The sequence below is a fragment of the Hyphomicrobium sp. 01T421 genome (assembly GCF_056398805.1).
The window spans coordinates 1,925,160-1,950,998 of record NZ_JBFTQC010000001.1 but is presented as its reverse complement, the minus strand read 5'-3'; the positions used below and the strand labels follow the sequence as shown (position 1 = coordinate 1,950,998).

The 25,839-nt window shown below is 62.4% G+C and carries 16 protein-coding genes; 14 read left to right on the top strand and 2 right to left on the bottom strand.

Features of this window, described 5'->3' with window-relative positions; translation table 11 throughout:
* Positions 1–15 precede the first annotated feature (15 nt).
* Complete coding sequence (locus AC1DK3_RS08880; protein ID WP_477191865.1) at positions 16–735, bottom strand: CAP domain-containing protein; 720 nt, start codon at positions 733–735, stop codon at positions 16–18.
* A gap of 317 nt (positions 736–1,052) precedes the next feature.
* On the opposite strand from AC1DK3_RS08880, the gene AC1DK3_RS08875 reads away from it, so the two are divergent.
* From AC1DK3_RS08875 to AC1DK3_RS08830, 10 genes are all read left to right on the top strand, one after another.
* Positions 1,053–2,225 carry a hypothetical protein gene (locus AC1DK3_RS08875; RefSeq protein WP_477191864.1) on the top strand — a complete coding sequence of 391 codons (1,173 nt, stop codon included), beginning with the start codon at positions 1,053–1,055 and terminating at the stop codon, positions 2,223–2,225.
* A gap of 17 nt (positions 2,226–2,242) precedes the next feature.
* Positions 2,243–5,608 carry a helicase HerA-like domain-containing protein gene (locus tag AC1DK3_RS08870; RefSeq protein ID WP_477191863.1) on the top strand — a complete coding sequence of 1,122 codons (3,366 nt, stop codon included), beginning with the start codon at positions 2,243–2,245 and terminating at the stop codon, positions 5,606–5,608.
* Positions 5,609–6,327: 719 nt separating this feature from the next.
* Positions 6,328–8,844 (top strand): transglycosylase domain-containing protein, encoded by a 2,517-nt coding sequence (locus AC1DK3_RS08865; RefSeq protein ID WP_477191862.1) that lies wholly within the window; start codon positions 6,328–6,330, stop codon positions 8,842–8,844.
* Positions 8,845–9,118: 274 nt separating this feature from the next.
* Positions 9,119–11,617 (top strand): hypothetical protein, encoded by a 2,499-nt coding sequence (locus AC1DK3_RS08860; RefSeq protein WP_477191861.1) that lies wholly within the window; start codon positions 9,119–9,121, stop codon positions 11,615–11,617.
* Between the two features lie 160 nt (positions 11,618–11,777).
* A complete protein-coding gene (locus tag AC1DK3_RS08855) occupies positions 11,778–12,350 on the top strand; it encodes a hypothetical protein (RefSeq protein WP_477191860.1) in 573 nt (190 codons plus the stop codon).
* Positions 12,351–12,707: 357 nt separating this feature from the next.
* Entirely contained in the window at positions 12,708–18,068 is a 5,361-nt protein-coding gene (locus AC1DK3_RS08850) for an alpha-2-macroglobulin family protein (RefSeq protein WP_477191859.1), read from the top strand.
* Positions 18,069–18,347: 279 nt separating this feature from the next.
* Positions 18,348–20,411 (top strand): penicillin-binding protein 1C, encoded by a 2,064-nt coding sequence (pbpC, locus tag AC1DK3_RS08845; RefSeq protein ID WP_477191858.1) that lies wholly within the window; start codon positions 18,348–18,350, stop codon positions 20,409–20,411.
* A gap of 106 nt (positions 20,412–20,517) precedes the next feature.
* Complete coding sequence (locus AC1DK3_RS08840; protein WP_477191857.1) at positions 20,518–21,390, top strand: protein-L-isoaspartate O-methyltransferase family protein; 873 nt, start codon at positions 20,518–20,520, stop codon at positions 21,388–21,390.
* Between the two features lie 43 nt (positions 21,391–21,433).
* Entirely contained in the window at positions 21,434–22,537 is a 1,104-nt protein-coding gene (locus tag AC1DK3_RS08835) for an extracellular catalytic domain type 2 short-chain-length polyhydroxyalkanoate depolymerase (protein ID WP_477191856.1), read from the top strand.
* A 66-nt stretch (positions 22,538–22,603) separates the two neighbouring features.
* Positions 22,604–23,560, top strand: a complete 957-nt coding sequence (locus tag AC1DK3_RS08830) for a hypothetical protein (RefSeq protein ID WP_477191855.1) — start codon at positions 22,604–22,606, stop codon at positions 23,558–23,560.
* On the opposite strand, the gene AC1DK3_RS08825 is transcribed toward AC1DK3_RS08830, so the two are convergent.
* A complete protein-coding gene (locus AC1DK3_RS08825) occupies positions 23,503–23,982 on the bottom strand; it encodes a LysR substrate-binding domain-containing protein (protein WP_477191854.1) in 480 nt (159 codons plus the stop codon). The two genes, AC1DK3_RS08830 and AC1DK3_RS08825, sit on opposite strands and share 58 nt — an antisense overlap.
* A gap of 106 nt (positions 23,983–24,088) precedes the next feature.
* On the opposite strand from AC1DK3_RS08825, the gene AC1DK3_RS08820 reads away from it, so the two are divergent.
* Genes AC1DK3_RS08820 through AC1DK3_RS08805 form a run of 4 tightly spaced genes read left to right on the top strand, consistent with a single transcriptional unit; the run spans position 24,089 to position 25,838 of the window.
* Positions 24,089–24,220, top strand: a complete 132-nt coding sequence (locus AC1DK3_RS08820; protein WP_477191853.1) for a hypothetical protein — start codon at positions 24,089–24,091, stop codon at positions 24,218–24,220.
* Positions 24,221–24,250: 30 nt separating this feature from the next.
* Positions 24,251–24,604, top strand: a complete 354-nt coding sequence (locus AC1DK3_RS08815) for an ArsR/SmtB family transcription factor (RefSeq protein ID WP_477191852.1) — start codon at positions 24,251–24,253, stop codon at positions 24,602–24,604.
* Positions 24,601–25,125, top strand: a complete 525-nt coding sequence (locus tag AC1DK3_RS08810) for an arsenate reductase ArsC (protein ID WP_477191851.1) — start codon at positions 24,601–24,603, stop codon at positions 25,123–25,125. The genes AC1DK3_RS08815 and AC1DK3_RS08810 overlap by 4 nt, the downstream gene beginning before the upstream one ends.
* A 5-nt stretch (positions 25,126–25,130) precedes the next feature.
* Positions 25,131–25,838: an aquaporin gene (locus AC1DK3_RS08805; protein ID WP_477191850.1), complete on the top strand. Its 708-nt coding sequence runs from the start codon at positions 25,131–25,133 to the stop codon at positions 25,836–25,838.
* Position 25,839 lies beyond the last annotated feature (1 nt).

The following is a 25,839-nucleotide window of genomic DNA, read 5'->3' as shown; positions in this document are numbered from 1 at the left end:
ACCTGCGCAATTCCCTTACATCGGCGAGCCGATAACCAGCGTCCAGAAGGATTTGAATTCGGTTTTCGGATCTTGAACCAGCGCGATACCCATGTGCTGCGCATCGGGCGTCAAGAGGTTCTTGTTGTGGCCGGGGCTCTCTTCCCAACCCTTCAACACTTCGTTGAAATTGATTTGGCCCGTGCCGACGTTCTCGGCCGTGAGGCGTGCATGATAGCCCGCGCGCTTCACGCGGTCCCACGGGTTTGAGCCGTCCGAACCGTAATGAGAGATGCGGTCCCACTTCGCAAGATCGCGGGAATGAGACTTCGCAGCTTCGGTCAGCTCCGGATTGAGCTTCAGCGGCTTCAGGCCATTCTTCTTGCGATAGGCATTGATGAGATCGCGCGCCATCTCTGCGTTGAGAGCGGTGCGGGAATAGTCGCGATCGGAAAGCACGCCCGGAGCCGCTTTCTCGAACGTGCCGTTGGGCGCCTTGTCGAGTGAGGCGACCTTCACCTCACGCGGCGCTGAAGGTTCGCCGCCGAGACCGACACTTTTGACCGTCGGAGCAAACGACGCGGACTGCGACGGCGACGACGCGATCGACGCGGTGGTGTCGGGACCGGTAAAGCCCGACGAGAGGGATGTGGAGCCGAGGCTGCAACCCGCTAATGCGGTGGCAAGCCCGGCGGTGAGCGCAACGCGATACATTTTGGCTACTCCCGGCACGAAACGTGCGGCTGTGGTCAGCATTGCCGGAAATCCGTTAACTGCCCGTTAACGCTAACGAGTTGCGAATCGCGCGTGACCTCGCGCCACTGCGAACTTTCAGAGCCACACATACGCTGGACCCCTCACGAACTCGAACCCCTGCCCAGGGCCGATAATCGCCTCAATAAGGTGTCGCGATTTTGACGACGGCGCGGCGAAAGCCTGACGCGGCGGCTGCCAGCGAGCATTTCGCAGACATAGAACCGTTGTGGGTCAAATGCGGGCGGCCCTTGGAAGTGAAGGATCAATCATCGAAGTTGTCGCGACAGCGCATCTGATTCGCGCGGGGAGACTTTTCGATGAGTGCAGCCATCGAACAATCAGCCATGGAAAAATCCGAGCGGACAGCCGCGGCCGGATCTTCGAACCATCTCGGTGTTCGCGACCTTTTGCTGCTTCGCATCGCCGTGGGCGGAGCGACGCGCGCCGATCTTCAACGCGACGTCGCGCCGTTGCTGGCCCCGCGGATCTCCGGCACGGAGTTTCGCCAGGCCGCCGAGCTGGCGCTGAGCACGCTCGCCGGGTCACAGCTGACCACCGAAGCGAAAGGCCGCCTGACGGCAAGCGCCAAGGGCCTGAAGGCCGCCGAGGTCATACTGTCCCCAGCGCGCGCCTTTCCTGAAACCTGGGCCGACGTCAAAACCGCGCTCGTCCTCGCCGCACTCGGAGCGAGCGACACACCGTCCGTCAGAAAAGCGATCCAGCGGGCTGAAGGCCTCGCCGCGCTCGTGTTGCAGCATCACTTCGGAAAATCGACGGCGCGGGTCCACTCGCCCGCCGATCTCAGGGCCGAACTCGCAATCGTCGCCCTCGAACGCGCCTTCGGCAATAAGATAAAGACCGGCCTCGGCAAGGGTGCGGGCCTGCCGGCCAAACCGGGCAGGCTCCTCGCCGGTCAGCTATTCAAGCAGCCGCGCGAAATCGCGAGCGACGGCAAGCTGATCATCCAGTTGGCATGCGAAATCGCCGGTTGCCGCGAGCCGTCGTTGGCCGCGCTCGAACTTGCGCTGCTGCGGGCGCTCATGGTGCCCAAGGACGAGGGGGCCCGTAACGAGCCCAGCCATCCGCGCGCCGAGCCGCCGCGGCGTGCGACGCGTGCGCCCACCCCGAAGCCTGCAAACGACCGAACGCCCCTTGCAGAGGCCCAGCCAACGCCTTATCGAGTTGCGTCTCCTCCCGACATGCCCGAATTCTGCCGCGCTGTTGTCGATGCGGCACGACCGGTGGCCGAGGGCTGGCCAGGCAACCGGAAGGCGTTTATCTCTTTGGTATGGAAGGCGATTCGCAACACCCGTCCGGACTGGGGCCTATCCGAGATTGCATTCAAGGGAATGCTCGCGGAAGCCCATCGTTCAGGCCAGATCGAACTCGCGACCGCTGATCTCAAAGACGGTCGCGACCTCAAATCGCTCGAGGACTCGAAGATCCTCTATAAGAACACTGTCTGGCACTTTGTGCGCGTTCAAGATTGAAGGCATTCCGGTACGCAATGGGTGTTGAAGGCGCTTCCCTCAAGCCGACGTTTGCTCCTTCGCTCGCGCCTGACAAGCTGAGCGAAGCGTTCGAGCATTCCATTACCTGGGAAGATGATCTCTGGCGCGCCGACCCGGTCGACGTGCCGGAAATCCATGCCAAGGCACGCCGGAAATTCAACGATCTCCTCACGACCGTCACATCCGGACGCGGCTATCACGTGCAGGATCGCATCTTGCTGTTCCACGGCCAGTCGGGCGCCGGAAAAACCCATCTGTTGCGGGCTTTGCGCACCGATAGCCATCGCAGTGGCCAGAGCTATTTCGGCTACGCGCAGATGACGCCGGACGTGCAGAACTACGCCGACTTCTATCTGCGCCGTCTCGTACACTCGCTCGAAAAGCCCTACGACCCGGATCGCTTCGGCGAGTCCGCGCTGTCGCGTCTGACGAACCGGATGGTGCTCGATTCCGAGGTCATCTCGTCGGAAGATCTCGAAAAGCTTCGCGACGCGACGCTCGACGACAAGCAGCTCGCGCGTCTCATTCTCCGGCTCGCCGATCAGATCGTCGCCTGCGACAAGTTCCAGACGCGCGAACTCGATATCAACATCGTGCGCGCACTCCTTTACCTGCAGCGCCGCGATCCGCGCATCGATCAGCGTGTCAGGCAGTATCTCAACGGCCGCCAGCTGACGACGATCGCGCACGAAGCCGTCAGCGCGCTTGATCCCAACGACGGCGAAGATCGCGCTTTCGAAATCATCGCCGCACTCGGCGCTCTCATCTGGACCGTCGATCGCGCCGCGCTGGTCTTCTGCATCGATCAGGTCGAAGACCTGCGCTTCTTCGACAATGCCGAGGACCGCTTCCAGCGCGCCGTCCGCGATCTCRTCCAGATCGCCAACCGGCTGACCAACGCCATCATCATCATCTCGTGCCTCGAAGACTTCTACGGTCAGGTGCGCAGCCTCGTCGCGCAATCGTATATCGACCGCATCGAGAAATCGGGCCCCGTTCTCTTGCGCGAAAGCCGCACGCCGGAAGAAGCGCGCCTCATCATCTCGAAGCGGCTGGCCCATCATTCGGAAATCAACGGCGGCGGCCTGAGCTTCCCCGACGCCTCGCAATTTTTCGGACCCCAGTTCTTCGAAGAATTTGGCGGCCTCTCGACGCGCCGCCTCTTGGAGCATGCTCAATCGCGCCTGCGCGAGGCGACGTCGACCGAAGGCGATGAGCGCGATCCTGAGCCCGAGAGACCGTCATTCATCTCGACGCTCGCTCAGGCGCTTGGCCAGGCGGTCGGCTTCGGCAATCCCGACGATGACGCGCCGTCTTCGCTTTCGGCCGTGCAGTTTCGCGAGATGTGGGAACGCTTCGCCAACGAAAGCGAAGCCGAGATGCCGGCCGACGATCAGGAACTGGTCGACGTCCTGTCTGCCGCCCTTCTGCTCGCGCGCGATGAATGGAACCGTTCGATCGAAGTGACCGTAAAGCGGCTCGAACTCGGCGACGACCTCCCGGCGTTCGATCTGACCGTTCGCCATCGCACAGGCTTCGCCAACGACGTTCGCGTGTTCCTCTGCAATCGCCCAACCCAGGGCGGCGGACTGAAACGCCAGCTCGACAAGGTGTTGACCGCGATGCAGGGCAAGCCCTGCTTCATGCTCCGCGCCAGCGACTTCCCGCCGAACAAGAAGAACCAGACCGCGCAGGCATTCCGCAAGTTCCGCGACGGCGGCGGCCGCCAGCTCCTCGTGCCGATCCCCGAGTGGGAACGCATGATGACCGTTCGCGAGTTTACGGCCCATCACCGCGGCGACGCGGGCATGACGCAATGGCTCGAAGGCACGAAGCCGCTGTCGAGCCTCATCTCGGTCATTCACCTCTTGCGCCTCGATCTGCTCGGGCGTCCGGTTCCGCGTCTCGTCGCCAAGAGCATGGACGATCCGCAGTCGACGCTCGACGGTTTCGACGCCGTCTCCGCCGACCAGCCGCACGGCGCCGAAACGGCAGAAGGCGACAACGGCGTCCCGGCAAATGACGACGACCTGCCGATGTCGGTCATTCTCGACGAGAACGGCAGCTACGGCGCCAGCATTCTAGCCGGCGGCGAAAAGGGCAATCGCGGTCGCCCCGTCACGATGAACAAGAGCGTGCTGAAGCGCCACGCGGCGTTCCTCGGCGGCTCGGGCTCCGGTAAAACGACCCTCGCATTGTCGTTGATCGAGCAGCTTCTGCTGCGCGGCGTTCCCGCCGTCCTGATCGATCGCAAGGGCGATCTCGCGAGCTATGCGAACCCCGACGTCTGGCGTTCGAACGAGAACGAGTCGGCCGAACGGCGCGCCGAACGCGAAAAACTCGCCGACGCCATCGACGTCGCCGTCTATACGCCGGGCCGCGCCTCGGGCCGTCCGATCTCAATCACGCTGCTGCCGAACGGCATCAACGAACTGCCGGACCACGAACAGCAGCTGCTAGCCAACCTGTCGGCCGCCGCGCTCGGCGATATGCTTCACCTGAAGAACTCGGCAACGCATCAGAAGCAGTCGGGCGTTCTCGCCGTCGCGTTGCGCATCCTGGGCTCGCTCTCGACGAACGAAGTGACGCTCGCCGACCTGATCCATCTTCTCGAGGACGAGCACCCCGAGCTTACCGACCAGACGCAGCGCATGGACCCGTCGGGTAAGCTTCGCCGCGATCTCGTCGCCCAGTTGGACTCGCTCCGCCTGCGCAACGCCGCTCTCTTCGAAGGTGGCGGCGAAAGCCTCCGCATGGACAGCCTGCTCGGCCTCGGCAAGTATCAACGCCCGAACCGGACGCGCCTTTCCGTCATCTACACGGGCTTCCTCGGCGACAACGAGAACATCCTGTTCTGGGTCTCGCAGTTCCTGTCGGAGGCGCTCCGCTTCTGTCAGCGCAACCCGAACGACGAACTGCAGGCCGTCGTCATGTTCGACGAAGCCGACCTTTATATTCCCGCGAACTCGAAACCCGCGACCGCCGAGCCGCTGCAGAGCTTGCTGAAACGCGCCCGTTCGGCGGGCCTCGGCATGATGCTTGCGACCCAGTCGCCGGGCGACCTCGATTACAAGTCGCGCGATCAGATCACGAGCTGGTTCATCGGCCGCGTCCGCGAAGATACGGCACTGCGAAAGCTCAGAGCCGCCTTCCAGTCCGAGTCCGGCCTCGACCCGACGGTCGCGCTTCCGGGCCAAACGGTCGGCGAGTTCCATCTCGTGCAGGAAGGTCTCGTAAGGCCGATGAAGGCACAGCGTTCACTGATCGCTGCCGAGCAGGTCCCCTTCGACCGGATCGAGCAATTGGCTGCCGAAACGAGAGGCACTGACGAGAGGCAGCTTCGCCTTTTCGATCTCCGGTAATGTTCAATTCGCGTTTCAAACCACGACATAATCCGTGATGATGCGGTGCCAGCAGTTGCGGCACCGGACGCAGCTCATGAATTATTCTGAACGCCTAAGTATTTGAAAAACATAAGACTATTATAATTTTTCGCGGCTGGCCGAATGTCGTTCTTTCTACTGTTGCCATGAAACGTTTTGTGTGATCCGGTTTCTACGATCCGGCGGTCAAACGCCTTGCAACCCCTGTCAAGTTTTTTTGCAAAGCTGTATTCTTCAAGCAGCCAGGCTTGAGGGGTTTTGACTGGCTGCGCTGATTGGGGGCGGCTCCATTCAGCGGAATAAGGTGTCGAGACCGAGGGGGCAAACCGGTCGAAGCATCATCTTTTAGGGCCGCGAGTAACAGTGGAGTGAACTCACGAGTTCAGTGCGGGGTAAAGTGTTATGGTGGCGAAACCTTTCGTCATGGTGGTCGTTGCAGCGCTCATTGGTCCTGCAGTCGGCGTAGGCCTTTTTATACTGATGAACAATTTCTAGGCTTCCGGACTTCCTGCTTTTCGCTGAGAGATCCAGGCTGCTTTCGCGTTGGCGGCATCGCCGCCCGCGCGCGCCGTATATTTGCCGTAACTCGGAGCGGAAGCCGACAAGCCTTCGCTGACTTGATGCCTCAAAGCTCGACTAGCGTCTAACGCTCAGCCGCCGCCCTCCGGCGATGGCATTAGCGCGGCTTTGCGACAGCGATGTTACGTTTACTGCGGCATCTGACCGCTTTCGCGGAGTTTTGTCTCTGGGTGCCGCGCGCGATTTTGCGCTGGCTGATGATGACGGTCGCGTTCAATCCGAAGCTCGGTCCGCTCCGGCACGTCTTCACGGCAGCATTCCTCTACGTTCTCTTTGCAATCCTCCTCGTCTACGTCGCTGCACCGATACGCGGCTACATCGGCGAGCTTTCGATGCACGACAGGCTCGGCTACGACGCGGAGCGGTGGCTGGCGACTGCGATCTACGATCCCAAGGGCAGCTTCGTCGGCACGTTCGATCCGCGCCTCGATAGCCTACGCGATGTGAACTACACCGACAGCGCCATCGCGCTTGGCGACTACGTGGCGAACCCCGACCACAAATCGATCCCCGTGCGCGAGGTCCCCGAACAATACTGGCGCTGCCTCTCCTATCAGGAAGATCGCTACCTTGGCGGACCGCTCAATCCGTTCGGCATCGATCTCATTGGCGTTCTGAAAATCCCGCTGACGACGATCACCCGCTCGATCGCGGCGCACCGCCCAAGCCTCGGAGTCGGCGGCTCGACGCTGCCGATGCAGTTCGCGCGCGTGATTTACAAAACCCCGCCAAGCCCCGGCGAGGGCGGCATCACAAAGCTCCGGCGCAAGCTCGGCGAATGGTGGCTCGCGCCCGTGATCTATCGCGAGTTGACCCGCGGTGGCGACGACACGCTTCTGAAGCAGTGGGCGGCGAACCACATCTGGCTTGCCCAGCGCACCGGCGGCCAACCGCTGCACGGCGTCGAAGTGACGAGCCAGGTCGTATTCGGCAAAGAAGCCAAGGATCTTACGACGGCCGAGCAGTTCGTGCTTGCTTCCGCCGTCAACAAACCGATCATCCTGCTCGAAGGCAACGACCGGCTGAATGCCGTCCGCCTCGACCGCTGGCGGTACATTACGGAAGTTCGCGCCCGCACCTGCGCCGAGAAGCTCATCACCGACGAAGCCGAACAGAAAAAGGTGGTCTTCGAGCTGATGGAACTCGCCGGCGGTCCGCCCGATCCGAAGGTGAAGCCGAAGCTCGAAGCGGCTCTCGAACGGTTCGCGCCGGACCAAGTGAAACGCGCCGAAGCCAATCCGACGATCCGCGCCAACCTGCTTCTTCCGGCTGCGCGTTTCGGCATCCGCGAGGAAATGAAACAGAGCTACGGTTTCGGCTGGCGCGATTACGTTCGCGGCGTCACGACGACGTTCGACATCGGCGAAAACCTCGCCTTCCGCGAAAAGATCGACGGCGCCCTCACAGCGCTCGACACGAAATGGATGTCGCGCATCGACCCCGCCTATACGCTCGACCCCAAGAAGGTGACGGTCGACAAGACGCTGCCGAACGTCATCGTGGTCGCGGCCGATGCCGACGGCAACATCGTGCGCTATTACGAGGCCGGAGAAACGGCCGCTTACTTTGGCTCGCTGCCCGCGCGCCGCGCCGACAATGGCCTTTACGATTCGGCGCTCGAAAGCCGTCAGGTGGCGTCGACAGGCAAGATGATTTTGGCGGTGGCGCTCGCCAATCAGGGACGCGACACGGCGGAGAGTCTCTACGCCGATCCGCAAGCACCGGCACAGGGTCTCGACACGTGCGCCAAGGGCGGAAGCACCGGCAACCGCAAAGCCGTCGTCGCTTTCGCGTGTTCGCTCAACGCGCCGCTGATCACACGCGGCGCTCAACTCGGACAAGTACCGATCAAGCGGCTGATCGACGGCTTCGGTTTCACCATGCCGCCCGCTGCCGAGCTAGGCGGAACCCCGCCATCGACCGCCGTTGTTCTCGGGCAAATCGCCGGAGCGCCCCAGCGCGTGCATTTCATGTCGAGCGTGATCTTGGCATCGCTGATCGGACGCGGCACGAAACCAGTCCGGCCACCGACGTTGATTGCAGCTTATGACTACACGCAGAAAGGCGAAGGCGGCGCCGGCATCACCGCCGAGGCTCGCCCCGCCGTCATTCCGAAGTCGCTCATCCGGCCGGGCGCGGTCTGGCTGATCCGGTCTCTGCTCGAAGCGCCGCTCTGTTATCAAACCGGCGGCCAATCATACGGCACGCTGAAAAGCCTGAGCCAATGGTGCGCGCGCCGCCGCGGCGACCTGCGGCTGCATTTCGCCAAGACGGGAACATCCGTCTCACTTGATCCGAACGCCACCGTCGATGCCTGGGCCTCCGGCGGACTGCAGTTCGCAAACGGCGCTGCCTATTCCTATGTCGTCCTCGTCGGCACCGGCACGGCCTCGAAACCGTGGGCGCGCGATCTGCATTCTGCTCAAATTGCAGCACCCCTGCTCGATGTCCTCCTCCGCGACCTTGCCGATCACGCCAAAGCGAACCCGCGCCGGAATTTACTGCCGCCACGCCGTCCCGCGTCGGCGCCGGTTGCAAGTCTTCGCGCTGCTCCGGGAATAGCGGCGTCCGAAGGAACGATTGCGCGCAATCGATCGCCCTCGGACGAACAGCTCCGCACTCTGACGGCGAACTAACGTTTCGCATCATCCTCGGCTCATTCCGGCAATGCCACTTGAGAAAAGGCTCTGGTCCACCCACCCCACCGTCATCCCGGCGCAGGCCGGGCTCCATCCAGCCAAGCCCCAACGCAATGACTTGAGGATGGTCGTCTGGGTGCCGACTTTAGTCGGCATCTCGCCGAGGACAACGAAAGGGAAAACTCATCTCCTATTCATCCTCGCGCTGAAAATCCGCCAGCACTCGAACATCGGCGAGCCGCAGTTGCGACATTAAAAACGCGGACTGCGCGTGGAGTCTGCGCCTCTCACTTGGGATGGGTTGGCGGTGATGAACCTGGATGGTCCTGAATTCGGGCGCGGGACGGGCTCGATGCGCCTCTTCGCCGACGTGCGCGACGACGACGCGCCGCAAAAGCCGCCGCGCGATTGGAAGCGCGCAATTCTGATCGTTGGCCTCGGCGCGCTGTCGTGGGTCGCAACCTACGTCGGCATGCTCGAGCTGATCGAAGCCAACATGGGCGATCTGCCGATCGTCCATCGCGTCATCGTCGGCTTCTCGGTCGCGATGCTGATGACGATGATCATCTGGCTTCTCGATCAACTCTTCCGGCCGCTGCCCTTCACCACCCGGCTCTTCTATGCAGCGGGCTACGTTTTCCTTTCGCTGATATCGATCGGGTTCGGCTTCGGCTTCTACTGGAAGGTTCTCGAAAGCCGCGGCGAAGCCTCCCGCTCGGCCGAAAGCGCCGTATCGCAGGTTCAGAACTCCCTGCATGGCGCGGAAACCCGCCTCGAGCAGCTGCAGGCCACCCTGCTGCAACTGACCCAGGTCTCGACCGACAAAGCCGAGATCGAGCGCACGAAGGGAACGTCGTGCCCGAATTCGAAGCCGGGCGACGGCCCGCGCCGCAAAATGCGTGAAGACGATGCGCAACGCTTTTCGTTTGCCTCCGACTTCGTCAAAGGCCGCATCGGCGCCGTCAAAACCGACATGGGCGCCCTCAACGGCGATCTCGCGAAAATCGTCACCGCGGACGCATCGACCTTTGATCCGAAGACAGGCACGCGTAACGAGTTCATGCGCGCGCTCGGCCGCAAGCTCGACCTGACCGCGACGGGCTTCAACGCCTTCAGGACCGATCCGCAGCTCCGCCAGATCCGCTCCGATCTTGCCGACCGCGCCGAACGCACGACTTTCGGCGAAGGCAAGAATGGTGCTGTCTCCTGCCCAGACCCGCAGTTGCAGATGGCATTGCGCGGTGTCGTGAAGGCCATCGATCAGCTGCCCGAGTTGCAGAAGCCAGAGATCGCGGCGGTCGAAGGCCCGGAGGCGACGATCGAAGCCTTCCGCCGCCTGACAACGACGTTCTACGGACTGCTGTCATTCAAGATGCCGCCGTCCGCCGATGAGCTGCGCGAATTGCAGAAGAAAGCCGTTCAATCCGTCGAGAACTCGGGCGACGCCAGTGCGCGTGCGTCGCGATCCCTTGTCGACGACCAAGTCGCAGGCCTTTCCAAACGCGACTACGTCCCGCTCGCCGTCGCGCTTTTCGTCGATATCTGCCTTTTCCTCGTCTCAATGGGCCAGCGCCCGGGCGGCCGCCTCGACGGCCTGGTTTCGAAAATGCAAGCCGCCGAGCGCGGACCGGTCATCGAGATCCTCTCGCGCTTCAACGACATTCATCGCGACAAGCAGATCCGCGAAAACTTCGAGCTGTTCCGGCATGTCGTCTTCGACATGAATGGCGACTACTACGTCGCCGTTCCCCTCGATGCGCCGCCGCGCATGAATCCGACCGAACGTGAAAACCTGCGCGTCGAAGCGCAGCTTCTCGCCAATCTCTTCGCGAGCTTCGAAAAAGAAAAAATCTTCAAGCGGACGATGCTGCCCATAACGAGCAGCATCCAGAAACGCCTGAAGCGTCAGGGGTCGAAATTTGCGGGCTCGGAATCATTCCGCGTCTACAAGTTCACGAACGGCGCGTGGTCCGACATCATCCTGGGCGCCGTCATGGGTGCCGCGCGCCGTGCCGCGAGAAGCGATGGCACGATCGGCCGCTCCGCCGAGCGCGATGCGCCGTCAACACCGTCGATAACGGAAACGCCAGCGCCGGAACAAGCGGCTGCTTCGCCGCGCGCGACGCCACCCGCTTCTCACGCCGAAGATCGCGACGAGCCGATTGCCGCCCCGAATTTCGAACACCACATTCGCCCCGCTCGCCCGAACCTCGCGATCGATCCCGAGCACGCCGCTCGCTTTGGTCCTTATGCCGAAGTCTATCGGCCCGAGCCGGCCCTACCGTCCGCGGCCGCGCCACAAGCGCCCCGCGTCCGCCGCGCGCCGCCGAAGTCCGATCCCGAGGCGGACGTCACCGTCAAGGCAGCCAACAGCAACACCATTCAAACGGTACCCGTCGCACCGCCGCCGCTACCCGAATTTCGCCCGGCGACGGTCGTCACGATCTCCCGTCCCCATCAGCCACGCGGTGAAAAACCGGCAGAGGGTGCCGCCCCCGGCGAACCCCGCGCCAGCGTGACGTTGCAACGTGAAACCGCGACATTTTCTGTGCCAGTAAGCGAGGCGGTTATGCCGGCCTCGCTCGAAGCCGCGATGCGCCGATTTGACGGCCGCTGGATCGAAGTCGAGAGCGAAAATAGCGATCCGGCCGGGGCCAATTCCCTCGCTCATCTCGATGAGAAACAACTCCCCGGCCCTGCCGAAGAAATCCAGCTTTCTGAAGGCGATAGAGCGCTTATCCGCCGAATCGCACCACCGGCTGCAGAATGAAAAACACTTGGAAAGAAAAAAGGATAACGCCGTTCGCCTTAAATCGAACCGACCGGCAACGCTTGTTTAACATTCTTCTTGGCTTAATGGGGCCGCCGAATGCCCAGCGGGGGGCAGTTCGAACTTCCGAATTTTGTCGGCTCAAGATAGGAAATCATAAATGCGCATCGCTTCACCTTCGGGGCTCATGATGGTAGCTCGAACGGATAAGGAAGCACGCCTCAAGGACTTCATTGGGGATGGTCTGGCACCCCGCGAAGAAGGCCCGGCAGACCATAAGTGCTTGACTGTTTTTGTTCGCAATCCCGACAGCCCGGTCGCACGTGCGCTTTGCGCCGCGTGGTCTGAAGGGCGTATCGACGACACCCGCATCCGGATCCTGATCTGCGATACGAACTCCGAAGAACCGGGGGCGACATCGTTGCTGGACATTCCGCACGCCGAATTCCGCGTTCTCGCCGACCATAGCTTCGGCCCCGCGCACGAACAGCTCGTCGTTCGTCAGAGCCGCGTCTGGATCGGCGATTGCCTCCGTCGCGATCCGACGAAACGCGATGCCTTCGAAATCTATCACGCCGACGACGCCGCCACCGGCGTATTCGCCAGCGCGTCCTTCGAAAAATTGTGGGTTCGCGGCCGCCCGTTGAAGCCTCTCGCGTCCAGCGTCGCGCCGGAAATCATTGCCGGACAATCTGCTGATCAGAACGGCCTGCCTCGCAACCCGCGCCACTAGCGCGGCCGTCTCGATTCAAGAACACACACGCTTTGTCATCCTCGGGGTTAGCCCCGGGGATGACATTTGCTGTCTGCCATCACCGTTGCCGTGACGACGGAATATGGTGTACGGCGCACAACTTATCCCCGCCTTTTCGCGCGGTGATAGGCTTTGCGCGTGCATGCAGAGAAAAAGGCCGCAAGAACGCGCAAGGGGCGGCATTTCCGAATTTGCCGCCGCGCTTCGGCCCTTGGCCCCTGTTGGGCTTTTGAAACACTGGCCGATTAGCGATACTCCGCCCGGGCTAAGTTCCAGGCGCCAATCGTGTGCCGAACGAAGCTACGATCGCCAGGCACTCAAACAGGATGCCACCCCATGCACGTCATCGCGCGCCTTGCTGTGTTTTTCGCTCTCCTGCTGGCCACGCTCTCGAGCGCCAGCGCCACCGAGAAACCCTTCCTGCACGCAGGGATTGCGGCGGATGCGAAACGCTACGAAACCTATCTCAAGGCCAATTGGAAACCGGACGGTAAATCACCGGCCGCGCTGAAGTCCGAAGCGGAAAAAGTTTTCGCGACCGACCCGAGGGCGGCATCGAGAAGCCTCGCCAACGCGGTTGCCGTCGATGAGAAAGATTCAGCCGCCTGGACGCGCCTCGCCGAAGCCCTGCTCGCGATCAAGCCCGATCCCGACAAGGGCGGCGAACGCTACGACTTGCCGATTTACGCTTCGGGCGCCGCCTACCGCGGATATCAGCGCGCGACAGACGACGCGCAAAAGGCGCACGCGCTTTATGTACTCGGCCGCACGCTCGAAACCCGCTCCTACTGGCGACCGGCAATCGACGCACTGGGCCTCAGCCTGACGCTCGCCGACGATCAGCCGACGCGCGAAATGTATGACCGCCTCCGGGGCGAATACGGTTTCCGCATGACGGATTACAAGACCGACAACGAGGCGACGCCGCCGCGTCTCTGCCTGCAGTTCTCGGAAGATCTTTCGCGCACGCAGACGGACGTCGCCAAATTCATCTCCGTCGGCGGCAAGGATCCGCAGAACCTCGTCCAGGAGGGCAAGCAGCTTTGCCTCGAAGGCCTGAAGCACGGCGAGCGCTATGAAGTGCAAATCCGCGCGGGTCTCCCCTCCGACATCGGCGAGACGCTGATGAAGACCGCGAACATCGCGGTCTACGTGCCGGATCGCTCTGCGTTCGTCCGCTTCAGCGGCAAGGCCTACGTGCTGCCGTCGCGCGGACAGCAGGGCATCCCCGTCACCACGATCAACACGACGAAGATCGACGTCGAAGTCTACCGCATCGGCGACCGGAGCTTAGCAATTACGCTTCAATCCGGCGACATGCAGCGTCAGCTTTCGAGCTACGACGTCGACAACATCCGCGATCGTTCCGGCATCAAGGTCTACCAGGGCCAGATGGACATAACGTCGAAGCTCAACGAGGAGGTTTCGACCGCCGTCCCCGTCACCGACGCGACGGGTAAGCTCGAGCCGGGCGTCTACGTCATGGTTGCGAAGCCGACCGAAAAGCAGAAGGAAGAAAGCTACGAGCGCGCGACGCAGTGGTTCATCGTCTCTGACCTCGGCTTGACCGCGTTCACCGGCAACGACGGCGTTCACGCGCTCGTTCGCTCTCTGACGGAAGCAACGGCCGTCGCTGGAACGTCGGTCAAGTTGATCGCCCGCAACAACGAAGTGCTCGCAACCGCGACGACTGATGATCGCGGCTATGCAAAGTTCGACGCAGCGATAACGAAAGGCGAAGGCGGCACCGCGCCCGCGATCCTCGTCGCGCAAAAGGGCGAGGGCGAATACGCCTTCCTCGACTTGACGCTCAACGCCTTCGATCTGTCTGACCGCGGCGTCCAAGGCCGCGATCCGTCTGGCCCCGTCGATGCCTACGTCTATACCGAACGCGGCGTCTACCGCGGCGGCGAGGAAGTCAACGTCACCGCGCTCGTTCGCGACCAGTTCGGCAAATCATCCGCCGTGCCGACGACGCTGATGCTCTTCCGGCCGGACGGCGTCGAGCAGACGCGCCTCGTGATGAACGATCAGGGCCTCGGCGGCCGCGCGCTCGCCGTGCCGCTCGCTAAAGCCGCGATGACCGGAACGTGGCGTCTGCGGCTCTACACGGACCCCAAAGCCGAAGCCATCGCGGAGAAGAGCTTCCTCGTCGAAGACTTCGTGCCCGAACGCCTCGACATGACGCTCTCGGCCAACATCCCGGCACTGACGCCTGACGAAAATCAAACGATCAACGCCGATGGCCGCTACCTCTACGGACCGCCGGCAGCCGGCCTCGGCATCGAAGGCGAAGTCGTCGTCAAAGCCTCGAACAAAGACGTGCCTGGCTTCGCCGGATATGTCTTCGGACAGGCCGAGGAACTCGTGAACCCCGCGCGCCAGCCGCTCGAGGCGAGCCTTGCGATGGACAAGGATGGCAAAGCCGCCATCCCGATCGTCCTGCCGCAAATGCCGAAAACGCCGAAGCCGCTCGAAGCCGCGATCACCGTCAAGCTTCGCGAGGACGGCGGCCGCACCATCGAGCGCAACATCACGTTGCCGGTCGATCTGAAACTCGAACGCATCGGCATCAAGCCGCTGTTCGAAAACTTCACCGCCGCCGAAGACCAGAACGCCGATTTCAACGTCGTGCTTCTCGGCGCTGACGGCAAACCTGAAGCCAACAGCAATCTCACCTGGACGCTGACGCGCCTCGACACGAACTGGCAGTGGTATCGCCGCGACGGATCGTGGACGTACGAAGCCGTCACCGTGAAGCGTAAGATCGGTAGCGGAGCTCTCGCCGTTACCGCCGATGGCGCCGCGAAAATTTCGCAGCCGATCCAGTGGGGACGCTATCGCCTCGACGTCGCATCGAACGATGCCGACGGCCCGGCTTCGAGCGTGCTCTTCAACGCCGGCTGGTACACGGCAGGCGAAAACGTCGATAGCCCCGAGCAGCTCGACGTTGCGCTCGATAAGAACAGCTACAAATCCGGCGAGACCGCGAAGCTGCGCATCGCTTCAAAACTCGGCGGCAAGGCGCTGGTCTCGGTGCTCGGCACCAGCCTCCACCTGATGAAGGAAGTCGACATCGCCAAGGGCGGCGGCGAGGTTGAAATCCCAATCTCCGGCGAGTGGGGCCCCGGCGCCTACGCAACGGCAATCCTCTATCGCCCGATGGATGAGAGCCAGAAGCGCATGCCGAGCCGCGCCATCGGCGTCCGCTGGCTGCCGATCGACCAGAGCGGCAAGCATCTGAAAGTTGCCGTGACACTTCCCGAAAAGGTGAAATCCGGCAGCACGTTCACGGTGCCGCTGAAGGTCGAAGGCCTGTCGCCTGGTGAAGACGCGCGCGTCGTCGTCGCCGCCGTCGATCTCGGCATCCTCAATCTCACGCGTTACGAAACTCCGGCGCCGGAGAAATATTTCTCCGAGCAGCAGAAGCTGTCGTTCGAAATCCGCGACTTCTACGGCAAGCTTATCGACGGCATGCGCGCCGATCGCGGCAAGCTTCGCTCGGGCGGCGACGGCGGAGCAGCCCTCCAGGGCAACCCGACGGTCGAAACGGTCGTGTCCCTCTTCTCCGGCCTCGTCCGCGTCAAGGAAGACGGCACCGCAAGCGTCGACTTCGAGCTTCCCGACTTCAACGGCACCGTCCGCGTGATGGCTGTCGCCTGGAGCAAGGACAAGGTCGGCCACGGATCCGGCGATCTGATCGTGCGGGACGCGGTGGCGCTGACCGTCGCCGTGCCGCGCTTTATGACGCTCGGAGACGAGATGAACCTCGGCTTCAGCATCCACAACGTCGATGGACCCGCTGCGGCGTACAAACTCGCGCTTTTCAAAAAGGATGGCGACGACACCAACGAAACGCTCACCGAGATCGCCGACAAATCGGCGGACCTGAAAGGCGGCGAACGCACGCTTCAGCGCATCGCCTTCAAACCCGCCGATATCGGTCCGCTGACACTCAAGGCTGTCGTTACCGGCCCGAATGACATTCGCGTCAAGCGCGAGATGACGTTCGAGGTCCTGCCGCCAGCCGGCGACATCAAACGCACGACGATCTCGTCGTTGAAGCCCGGCGGCAAGTTGCAGGTCACGCGCGATCTTGCGCAGGATCTGATCCCGTCGCGGACGCGCATCAATCTCTCCGTTGGCCCGGCCGCGCGTCTCGACGTGCCGACGCTTCTGGCTCAGCTCGACCGCTATCCCTACGGCTGCGCCGAGCAGACGGTGTCGCGCGCGATGCCGCTCGTCGTCGCCAACGCGCTCGCAGCGCAAATCGGCCTTGCCGAGGACAAAGCTCTGAAGGAACGCGTGCAAGGCGCGATCGCCCGCGTCTTCGACATGCAGGACTCGACCGGAGCATTCGGCGTGTGGGGTCCGTCCTCAACCGACCTCTGGCTCACCGCCTACGTGACGGACTTCCTGACGCGCGCCAAGGAAGCGAAATACGACGTGCCGCGCGAGGGCTTCAATCGCGCCCTCGATAAACTGCAGAACTTCATCGCCTACGCATCCGACTTCGAGAAGGGCGGCGAAGATCGCGCCTACGCGCTCTACGTCCTCGCTCGAAGCAGCCGCGCACCCGTCGGCGACCTCCGTTACTACGCCGACGAACGCATTGAACGCTTCTCGACGCCGCTCGCAAAAGCGCAAGTCGGTGCCGCGTTGGCGATGATGGGCGACAAGGAACGCGCCGAGCGGGTGTTCGCAGCCGCTCTCGCAGCCATGCCGGATAAGCCAGATTCCGGCTATCGTAGCGACTACGGCTCGACGCTTCGCGACGGCGCCGCACTCGTGACGCTCGCCGCCGAAACAGGCGTCGCCCGCGACGCACAGCCGAAGCTCGCAACCGTTATCGCCAAGGCCTACGAGACCCGCAGCTATACCTCGACGCAAGAACAGGCATGGATGCTTCTCGCAGCGAAGGCTTTGAACGACGAGGTGAAGGCGACGACGCTCTCGATCGATGGCAAGCCGATCAACGGCCCGCTGCTCAAAGGACTGAAGCCCGCCGAGCTGAAGGACGGCACGCTGACGATCACCAACAACGGTGACACCGCCGTCGACGCCGTGATCTCCGTCATCGGCGCCGCATTGACGCCGGAACCGCCCGCATCGAAAGGCTTCAAGATCGAACGTCAGGCCTACGCGCTCGACGGCAAGAAAATCGATCTCGCGAGCCTCAATGGCGGCAAGACGGAGGTGAAGCAGAACGATCGCTTCGTCATCACCGTCAAGGTCACGTCCGACGAGCCGGCTGGCCGCGTCATGGTCGTCGACCGCCTGCCTGCCGGTTTCGAGATCGAGAATCCGCATCTCGTCGACAGCGGCGCGATTGCTGGCCTCTCGTGGCTGAAATCGACAGCAGACCCCGAGCATACCGAGTTCCGCGACGATCGCTTCGTCGCGGCATTCAACTTCGCCAACGTGCAAACGTCGTCCGATACGTCAGGCAACAACGGCAGCTCGGTCGAGGGCGTTGATCAGAACTCGGTCGAAACGCCGGACGACGGATCGGTCGTGCTGCCTGACGGCACGGCGCAGAAAAAGCCGCAAGCCGTGACGGTGACGCTCGCCTACATCGTCCGCGCCGTGAACCCCGGGATCTTCGTCCACCCCGCGGCAACCGTCGAAGACATGTATCGCCCCGAGCGTTACGCGCGCTCGGCCGCTGGTCAGCTCACCGTTTCGGCAAAGGAGTAATCTAACGTGAGGCTGGGGCTGTTCGCGAAACGCATCAAGTCCACGTTGTTCCAATCCTCCCCCCAAAAGGGGGAGGGCCGGAGCGGGGGTGATGAGCAGGTTGTGCCCCGAGCATCAGCCACTCTCCTCCGGCGCTTCTCCCCTCCCCTTGACGGGGAGGGGTCGGGGTGCAGCCCGAGCACGATCCCCCCACCCCTAACCCCTCCCCGCAGAGGGGGAGGGGAATCGGGCCGACAATTCACGATACGCCGCTTCGCGATTGCCGCCGCGCTGACGCTGATGATCGGCACAGGCGCCGCCTACGGCCTCTACGTCAAAGCCTTCGCCGACGCCGGCCCGCTTCCGCTCGAACAGGCGAAAGCCGTGTCGGTAACGGTCATCGATCGCGACGACCGCCTGCTGCGCGCCTTCACCACCACGGAAGGAAAATGGCGGCTGCCGGTCGATCCGAAGGATGTCGATCAGCATTACTTGAAGATGCTCTTCGCGTTTGAAGACAAGCGCTTCTACAGCCACCACGGCGTCGATCCGAAAGCCGTTACCCGCGCCGTCCTCCAGATGATGCGTCACGGCCGCCTCGTCTCGGGCGGCTCGACGCTGACGATGCAGGTCGCACGCCTTCTCGACGGCAAGCATGAGCGCACCGCAGGCGGCAAGCTCCGCCAGATGGCGCGCGCCATCGAACTCGAACGCGCGTTATCGAAAACCGAGATCTTGAAACTCTACCTTCGTCTGGCGCCGTTCGGCGGCAACCTGGAAGGCGTCAGAGCCGCATCACTCGCCTATTTCGGCAAGGAACCGCGCCGGCTCTCGCTCGGAGAGTGCGCGCTGCTCGTTGCTCTTCCGCAATCCCCGGAAATGCGCCGTCTCGACCGGAATCCGGAAGCCGCGCGCCGCGCCCGCGATCGCGTACTGACACGCGCCGTCGCGGCGAATGTCATCACGGCCGCGGAAGCGGAAAGGGCAAAAGCCGAACGCATTCCGTCCATTCGTTACGCCTTCCCGATGCTCGCGCCACATCTTTCCGAGACCGAGGTCGCCGCGCATCCCACTGAGAACGTCATCAAGCTGACGCTCGAACGCAATCTTCAGAGCAACCTCGAACGCCTCGCGGTGGAACACGCGCGGACGATCGGTGACAATGTCTCGACGGCCATCATCGTCGCCGATCACCAGACGGGCGAAATCCTCGCCGAGGTCGGCTCGGCCGACTACATGGACAGGACGCGCCACGGCGCCGTCGATATGGCGACGGCTGTGCGCTCTCCGGGGTCGACGCTGAAGCCCTTCATTTATGGCCTCGCTTTCGAAGCGGGCCTCGCGCATCCCCAAACGCTCATCGAAGATCGCCCCGTCCGCTTCGGAAACTACGCACCGAAGAATTTCGACGAGGGCTATCACGGCACAGTCTCGATACGCGAAGCGCTCGAGCAATCGTTGAACGTACCGGCTGTGCGCGTGCTCGCACGCGTTGGGCCAGGCAAGCTCGCTGGCCGCTTCCGCCGCGCGGGAGTGACGGCACGCTTTCCCGATAAATCCGAACCGACGCTCGCAATGGCCCTCGGCGGTACCGGCCTGACGCTCGAAGAGCTGACCGCTCTTTATGCGGGCCTTGCGCGCGGCGGCGACGGCATCACGCTGACCCATCGCTACGATCAGCGCGGCAAGATCTGGGCGACGACGCACGTCAAGCCGCTCGTCAACGCCCACCGTTTGATGTCGCCGCTCGCCGCCTGGTATGTGACCGACATTCTGAAAGACGCCCCGCCCCCGCTCAACGCCAAGGGCGGCCGCTTCGCCTACAAGACCGGAACGTCCTACGGCTATCGCGACGCCTGGGCCATCGGCTATGACGGCCGCTACGTGATCGCCGTTTGGGTCGGCCGCCCGGACAATTCGAGCATTCCGGGTTTGATGGGCCGAAGTGCCGCCGCACCGATCCTTTTCGACGCCTTCGAGCGCGTACCCGGCCCCCGCGTTCCACTGCAGGGCGCACCGGCCAACGTCATCAGGGGAACGAACGCCGATCTGCCCGCGCCGCTCAAACGCTGGCGCGACCCGGGCGACGACCCGGCCGCCGGCAAATACCTCCAGCCGCCCGTGCTGATCTCGTTCCCGCCGGATCAATCCGAAATTGCCGAAACCGACCTCGACGGCGAACCCCTTGTGCTCAAGGCGGACGGCGGCGCCCTGCCGCTCACCTGGCTCGTCGACGGCAAGCCCATCCAATCGGACGCCCACACGCGCGAAGCGGCATGGCAGCCCGCGGGCGCAGGCTTCGCCAAGCTTACGGTGATCGACGCCAATGGCCGTACCGACCGGGCGTTTATCAGGCTAAGATAGGCAGCTTACACGGACGCGCGCGCAGGGCCCGGCATGGGCCAGCGCCGTCTCCGCGTGGGCCCTATGTGGCCCGAGAACTGGCAATGGTCCCCGCCAGGAGCTTGCAATGGAACTCGCCGAGTTGCGTCGTGTTTTCGCGCGCCAGATGCTGGCGCTCGCCGACGTATGGAACAACCAACGGCTCGAAGACGCGTTCGCCAACGTGCCTCGCGAAAAATTTCTCGGGCGCGGCCGGTGGCATATCCTGACGCCGTGGTCGCTCCAAAACTACGCCAACAACGGCGATCCAGCCCTCGTCTATCAGGACGTCGTCATCGCCTTGGACGAGGAGCGCGGCGTCAACAACGGCAGCCCTTCCCTTCACGCTCGATGGCTTGACGAAGTTGCAGCGGGTCCCGGCGATCGCGTCGCTCACATCGGCGCCGGCACGGGATATTACTCCGCCATCATTTCGGAGATTGTCGGCCCCGAAGGTCACGTCATCGCCGTCGAATACGATGCCGATTGCGCCGCGAGAGCCCGTGAAAATCTTTCCGGCCGCCGGAACGTTGACGTCGTCCACGCCAACGGCTGCAACTGGCCGAAGGACGAAGTCGACATCGTATATGTGAATTTCGCGATCCCGCGCCCGGCTGACCCTTGGATCGAAAATCTGAAGCCCGGCGGACGCCTCATCTTTCCTCTCGGCGTCCCCAGCGCGACCAGGTCGCACGGCCGATCGCTGAACGGCGTCACAATCATGGCGACGCGCTTGGAGGCAGGCTACGCGGCGTCATCCTCTTACCCCGTATCGTTCGTTTTTGCGGAAGGGCTGACGCCGGAGCCCGGCGAAGAAGAAATCAGAAATTTGTATCGCAGCCTCAAAAGGGGCGGATGGGAGGGCATAAAAAGTCTCGTTTGGAAGCAGGCGGCCGATAGTGCAGAGTGCTGGTACGTCGGGACGGATTGGGCCCTCAGCTACAACGCCATTACCTTCTAAGTTTTATTCACTTCCTTCGCACATTTTGGAATTCGAACCGACCATGAGACGCCACCGCGCCGCGATCCGAAAATTTGCGCTGATGGTCGCAATGACCGCCGTTCCGCTGGCTTCCGGCGGCTGCAACGAGTCCGCGAAAAAGGCGGCATCCGACCGGCCGCTTCCCGCGCTCGGCGCCAAAATCGATGAAACGTCCGTTTCGGGCATTTCATCCGGCGCCTACATGGCCGGACAATTCCAGATGGCACACGCCAAACGCGTTGCTGGAGCCGCCATCATCGCAGGCGGCCCTTACGGCTGCTCCGAAAGCGTCTTCGCCGGCACGATGCCGGGCGCTGGAGCGGCAATTCTCAACCTTTCGAAAGCCGTCAACGGCTGCATGCTCGATCTCCTTGGCGTCTGGGGCGTTTCGGACCCGCAAGACCTCGCGGCGAAGGCCAAGGAGCGCGCCGACAAAGGCGAAATCGATCCGATAGCCGATGTCGTGAATGATCGCGTCTATCTCTTCACCGGAACCTCCGACCGCACCGTCGCGCCGTCGATCGTCCGGCACGCGGCGGCGTTCTACGAAAAGCTCGGCGTGCCCCAAACGAACATCGATCTCGTTTCGAACCTGCCCGCCGGTCACGCCTTCATCACGGACAACGAAGGCAATGCCTGCGGAGCATCCGCATCGCCTTACATCGACAATTGCAATTATGATCAGGCGGGCGCCCTGCTGAAGCACATCTACGGCGACCTTGAGCCGCGTGCCGCAACGCCCGGCGGCGATTTCATTGATTTCGATCAACGCCCGTTCTTCCCGAGCGACGACAGCGCAGGATTAGCCGAAACGGGCGTCGTCTATATCCCCAAGTCGTGCAAGGACACTGCCGGTTGCCGCGTTCATATTGCCTTCCACGGCTGCGCACAGAATCGTGAGGCCGTCGGCGATGCGTTCATCAAGGAATCCGGCTTCGCACGATGGGCGGACACGAACCGGTTCATCGTGCTTTTTCCACAAATCGCGGATTCTCCGATAAACCCGCAAGGCTGTTGGGATTGGTGGGGTTATACGGGCCCGCAGTATCTTACGCGTGACGCGCCGCAGATTGCCGCAGTAAACCGCATGCTCGATGCCTTGCAAGCGCCGGGCGGAGGCGCATAAAGGCTCGCAGCCAGCAGGCGCTACGAAAGCCGCCGCTTCAGCGCGGCTAATGGGGGGACTTCCAGAATGCTCGCACGTGACCGCCTCGTCGCGCCCCTCGTGTCGCTCTCGTGGCCCCAAGCGCCCACCATTTCATCCGGCATAAGACGAACGCTCGAAGTCGCCGCAGCCGTCGCCACGATGGGGTGCCTCGTCATGGCGGCCACGTTACCGAGTGATCGCGGCAACGCCTCGTCCAGAGCCTCGAATGGCGTTCCCGTATCGACGGCGCTGCACCCCGGACGCGAAACCGATTTCGGCGCCTACCTCGGCGCGCCCTATCACTACCCGAGCGACTTCCACCTCGTGAAGAAAGGCGTCACCGATCTCACGATCAAGAACGTCAACTGGTACACGCTGCCCTTCGAGAACCCGCTTTACTACGGCGTCCGCCTCCAGCGTTGGTTCACTGGCCGCTTCGGTTCGATGCTCGACTTCACGCACTCGAAGGTCTACGCCCCGCTCGACCAGGAGGCGAATTTCGAAGGCACGGTTGACGGCAAGCCGGTGCCCCCAACGGCGAAACCGCGCGACTATTTCAAAAAGCTCGAATGGACGCATGGCCACAACATGCTGACGCTCAATGCCATGATCCGTCTGCCGTCACTCGGAATTATTTCGCCGTACGTCGGCGCGGGAGCCGGGCTCTCGTTCCCGCATTCCGAAATTTTTCCCAAAACGGACCCGACGCGAACCTACGAATATCAATATACCGGCCCCGCCGGCCAAGCTCTCTTCGGTCTTGAGTTCCGGCTTCCGACCGGCTCCGTGTTCGTCGAATACAAATTCACGTCGTCCGACTATTGGGGCCCGCTCACCGGCCGTGACGGCTCGTGGTACCCGATCGATATGTGGAACCAGTTCTCGCGCTGGTGGAGCGGCGAAGAACCTCCGTATGGCTGGGCAGGCGCTCGCCTGACGAGCCATCAGGTGATCGGCGGCTTCCTCACGCGCTTCGTGCCGAAAACCGCTGGAGCGAAGTAAGCGGCGAGCGTCGCTTCGAACATCCGAAGCTCGGCGGTAAGCCACGTCTCGAAAACGGCCGCGGTGTCGGGAGTTTTCCCGCCTGCGCGGCTGACGAGATAGTAGCCCTGCCGCGACACGACGATATCGAACGGACGCACGAGCCGCTTCGCAAGGAGCGCATCTCCAGCTTGAATCTGATCGGCGAGCGCGAAACCTTGCCCTGCTTCCGCCGCAGCTAGCGCAAGATCGCCGTTGAGCGTTGATCCCGACGGCACCACGCGGCYGGAAATTCCCGCAGCAGCAAGCCACGCGTTCCAGCACTCCTTCGCCGTCTCCTGGACGAGAAGGCCGCCATCGAGATCGGCGGGCGTCGAGAGAGGATTGTCCGCCAGGAATTTCGGACCGGAGACGAGCATCAATCCCGGCAGTCTGCGGGCCATGCCGGATGTAACAATTCCTTACACGTCCTGTAAAGCAATGCCGTTTGTCCCGCGCGGCCGCCGGGCGCACCGTTCCGTCAGTGAACATCGGAATCGGAGAACGGCAATGATGCGCGTCATCGAACAACTGATCGAAACGATCGAGGCGCTGTTCTTTAGCGGCGAACCGCGGGCTCATCCCGAAGATATATCCGGCAGCAAACGCAAGCCTGATGAAGAACCGATCGAGGGCACTTGATTATTCCAACAAATGTTGGAATAATGAACTATGGATGAAGAACAGGTCGTCGCGGCCCTATCCGCGCTCGCGCATCAGCATCGGCTTCGAATTTTCCGCCTTCTCGTTGTAGCGGGGCCGAACGGCATTCCGGCGGGCGAAATCGCCGAGTCTATTGGTGTCAGCCCGACAGCGCTCACCTTCCATCTCAAAGAGCTGGAGCACGCCGGCTTGATAACGTCGGCGAGGGACGGGCGTTACGTTCGCTACGCCATGCTCGTCGACGGGATGCGCCAGCTCCTGACCTATCTGACGGAAGACTGTTGTCAGGGCCATCCTGAGCTTTGCGGGACGACCATGAAAAAAGGCCGAGTCCTTTGTAAACCGAAGGGAGAAGTACGATGACCACCGAGCGTCCTTACAACGTTCTGTTTCTTTGCACCGGAAATTCAGCGAGATCGATCATCGGCGAAGCGATCATCAATCGCATCGGGTCTGGGAAGTTTAAAGGGTACAGCGCCGGAAGCATGCCAGCAGGCAGAGTTCACCCAATGGCACTCGATCTGCTGAACAGGCTGAACTACGACACCGGGAGCGCGCGCTCGAAATCGTGGGAAGAGTTTACAGCGCCGGGCGCACCGGACCTCGATTTTGTTTTTACTGTTTGCGACAACGCGGCGAACGAGGTCTGCCCGATATGGCCGGGCCAGCCGATGACGGCGCATTGGGGTGTGCCTGACCCTGTTGCGGCACAAGGTGACGATGCGCAGCGTGCCCTGGCCTTCGCCGACACCTATCGCATGCTCAATAACCGTATCGGCATTTTCACGAGCCTGCCACTTAACTCGCTTGATGAACTGTCGCTGCAAAAGCGTCTCGACGAGATCGGCAAGGCGCACCCGACCGTCGCGCGCGAGAAGGCTTAGACGTCGTGACAGGCAGTGCGTGCAGCCGGAAAGTAGGAGCTGAATTTCTCGGCAGCGCCTTCTTGCTCGCGACCGTCATCGGCTCCGGTATCATGGGCGAGCGGCTTGCGGGCGGAAATGAAGCGCTGGCATTGCTTGGCAATACCCTGCCAACAGGCGCGATCCTCATAGTCATCATAACAATGCTCGCGCCCATCTCGGGCGCTCACTTCAATCCCGCCGTGACGCTCGCTTTCTTCGTCAGGAAAGAGATCGGACCGAAACTTGCGCTTGCCTATGTCGCGGCACAGATAGCGGGTGCAGTAGCGGGAGTGGCTGCCGCACATCTCATGTTCGACCTGCCCTTGATGGAGCTTTCGACGAAAATTAGAACGGGAACCGGACAATTTTTTGCGGAAGTTGTCGCAACATTCGGCCTTCTCACAATCATCCTTCTGACACGCAGAGCAAAACTCGATTTCGTCCCTGTCGCGGTCGGTCTTTACATCACCGCCGCGTACTGGTTTACGGCGTCAACGTCATTCGCAAATCCCGCCGTCACGATCGCGCGCGCTCTGTCCGATACGTTTGCGGGCATAAGGGCCGCTGATGTCCCGCTATTTATCACTGCACAAATAGTTGGGGCACTTGCCGCCCTTCCTGTTTGCACTTGGCTGATTGGCACAGAAAAATCCAGGCAAGAACCGTCAGCGCAATCCGTACTCACCGAGTGAA

Coding starts and splice junctions, on each gene's coding strand:
- AC1DK3_RS08880 (WP_477191865.1), bottom strand. CDS start 735: ATGCTGACCACAGCCGCACGTTTCGTGCCGGGAGTAGCCAAAATGTAT.
- AC1DK3_RS08875 (WP_477191864.1), top strand. CDS start 1,053: ATGAGTGCAGCCATCGAACAATCAGCCATGGAAAAATCCGAGCGGACA.
- AC1DK3_RS08865 (WP_477191862.1), top strand. CDS start 6,328: ATGTTACGTTTACTGCGGCATCTGACCGCTTTCGCGGAGTTTTGTCTC.
- AC1DK3_RS08855 (WP_477191860.1), top strand. CDS start 11,778: ATGCGCATCGCTTCACCTTCGGGGCTCATGATGGTAGCTCGAACGGAT.
- AC1DK3_RS08850 (WP_477191859.1), top strand. CDS start 12,708: ATGCACGTCATCGCGCGCCTTGCTGTGTTTTTCGCTCTCCTGCTGGCC.
- pbpC (WP_477191858.1), top strand. CDS start 18,348: ATGATCGGCACAGGCGCCGCCTACGGCCTCTACGTCAAAGCCTTCGCC.
- AC1DK3_RS08840 (WP_477191857.1), top strand. CDS start 20,518: ATGGAACTCGCCGAGTTGCGTCGTGTTTTCGCGCGCCAGATGCTGGCG.
- AC1DK3_RS08835 (WP_477191856.1), top strand. CDS start 21,434: ATGAGACGCCACCGCGCCGCGATCCGAAAATTTGCGCTGATGGTCGCA.
- AC1DK3_RS08830 (WP_477191855.1), top strand. CDS start 22,604: ATGCTCGCACGTGACCGCCTCGTCGCGCCCCTCGTGTCGCTCTCGTGG.
- AC1DK3_RS08820 (WP_477191853.1), top strand. CDS start 24,089: ATGATGCGCGTCATCGAACAACTGATCGAAACGATCGAGGCGCTGTTC.
- AC1DK3_RS08815 (WP_477191852.1), top strand. CDS start 24,251: ATGGATGAAGAACAGGTCGTCGCGGCCCTATCCGCGCTCGCGCATCAG.
- AC1DK3_RS08810 (WP_477191851.1), top strand. CDS start 24,601: ATGACCACCGAGCGTCCTTACAACGTTCTGTTTCTTTGCACCGGAAAT.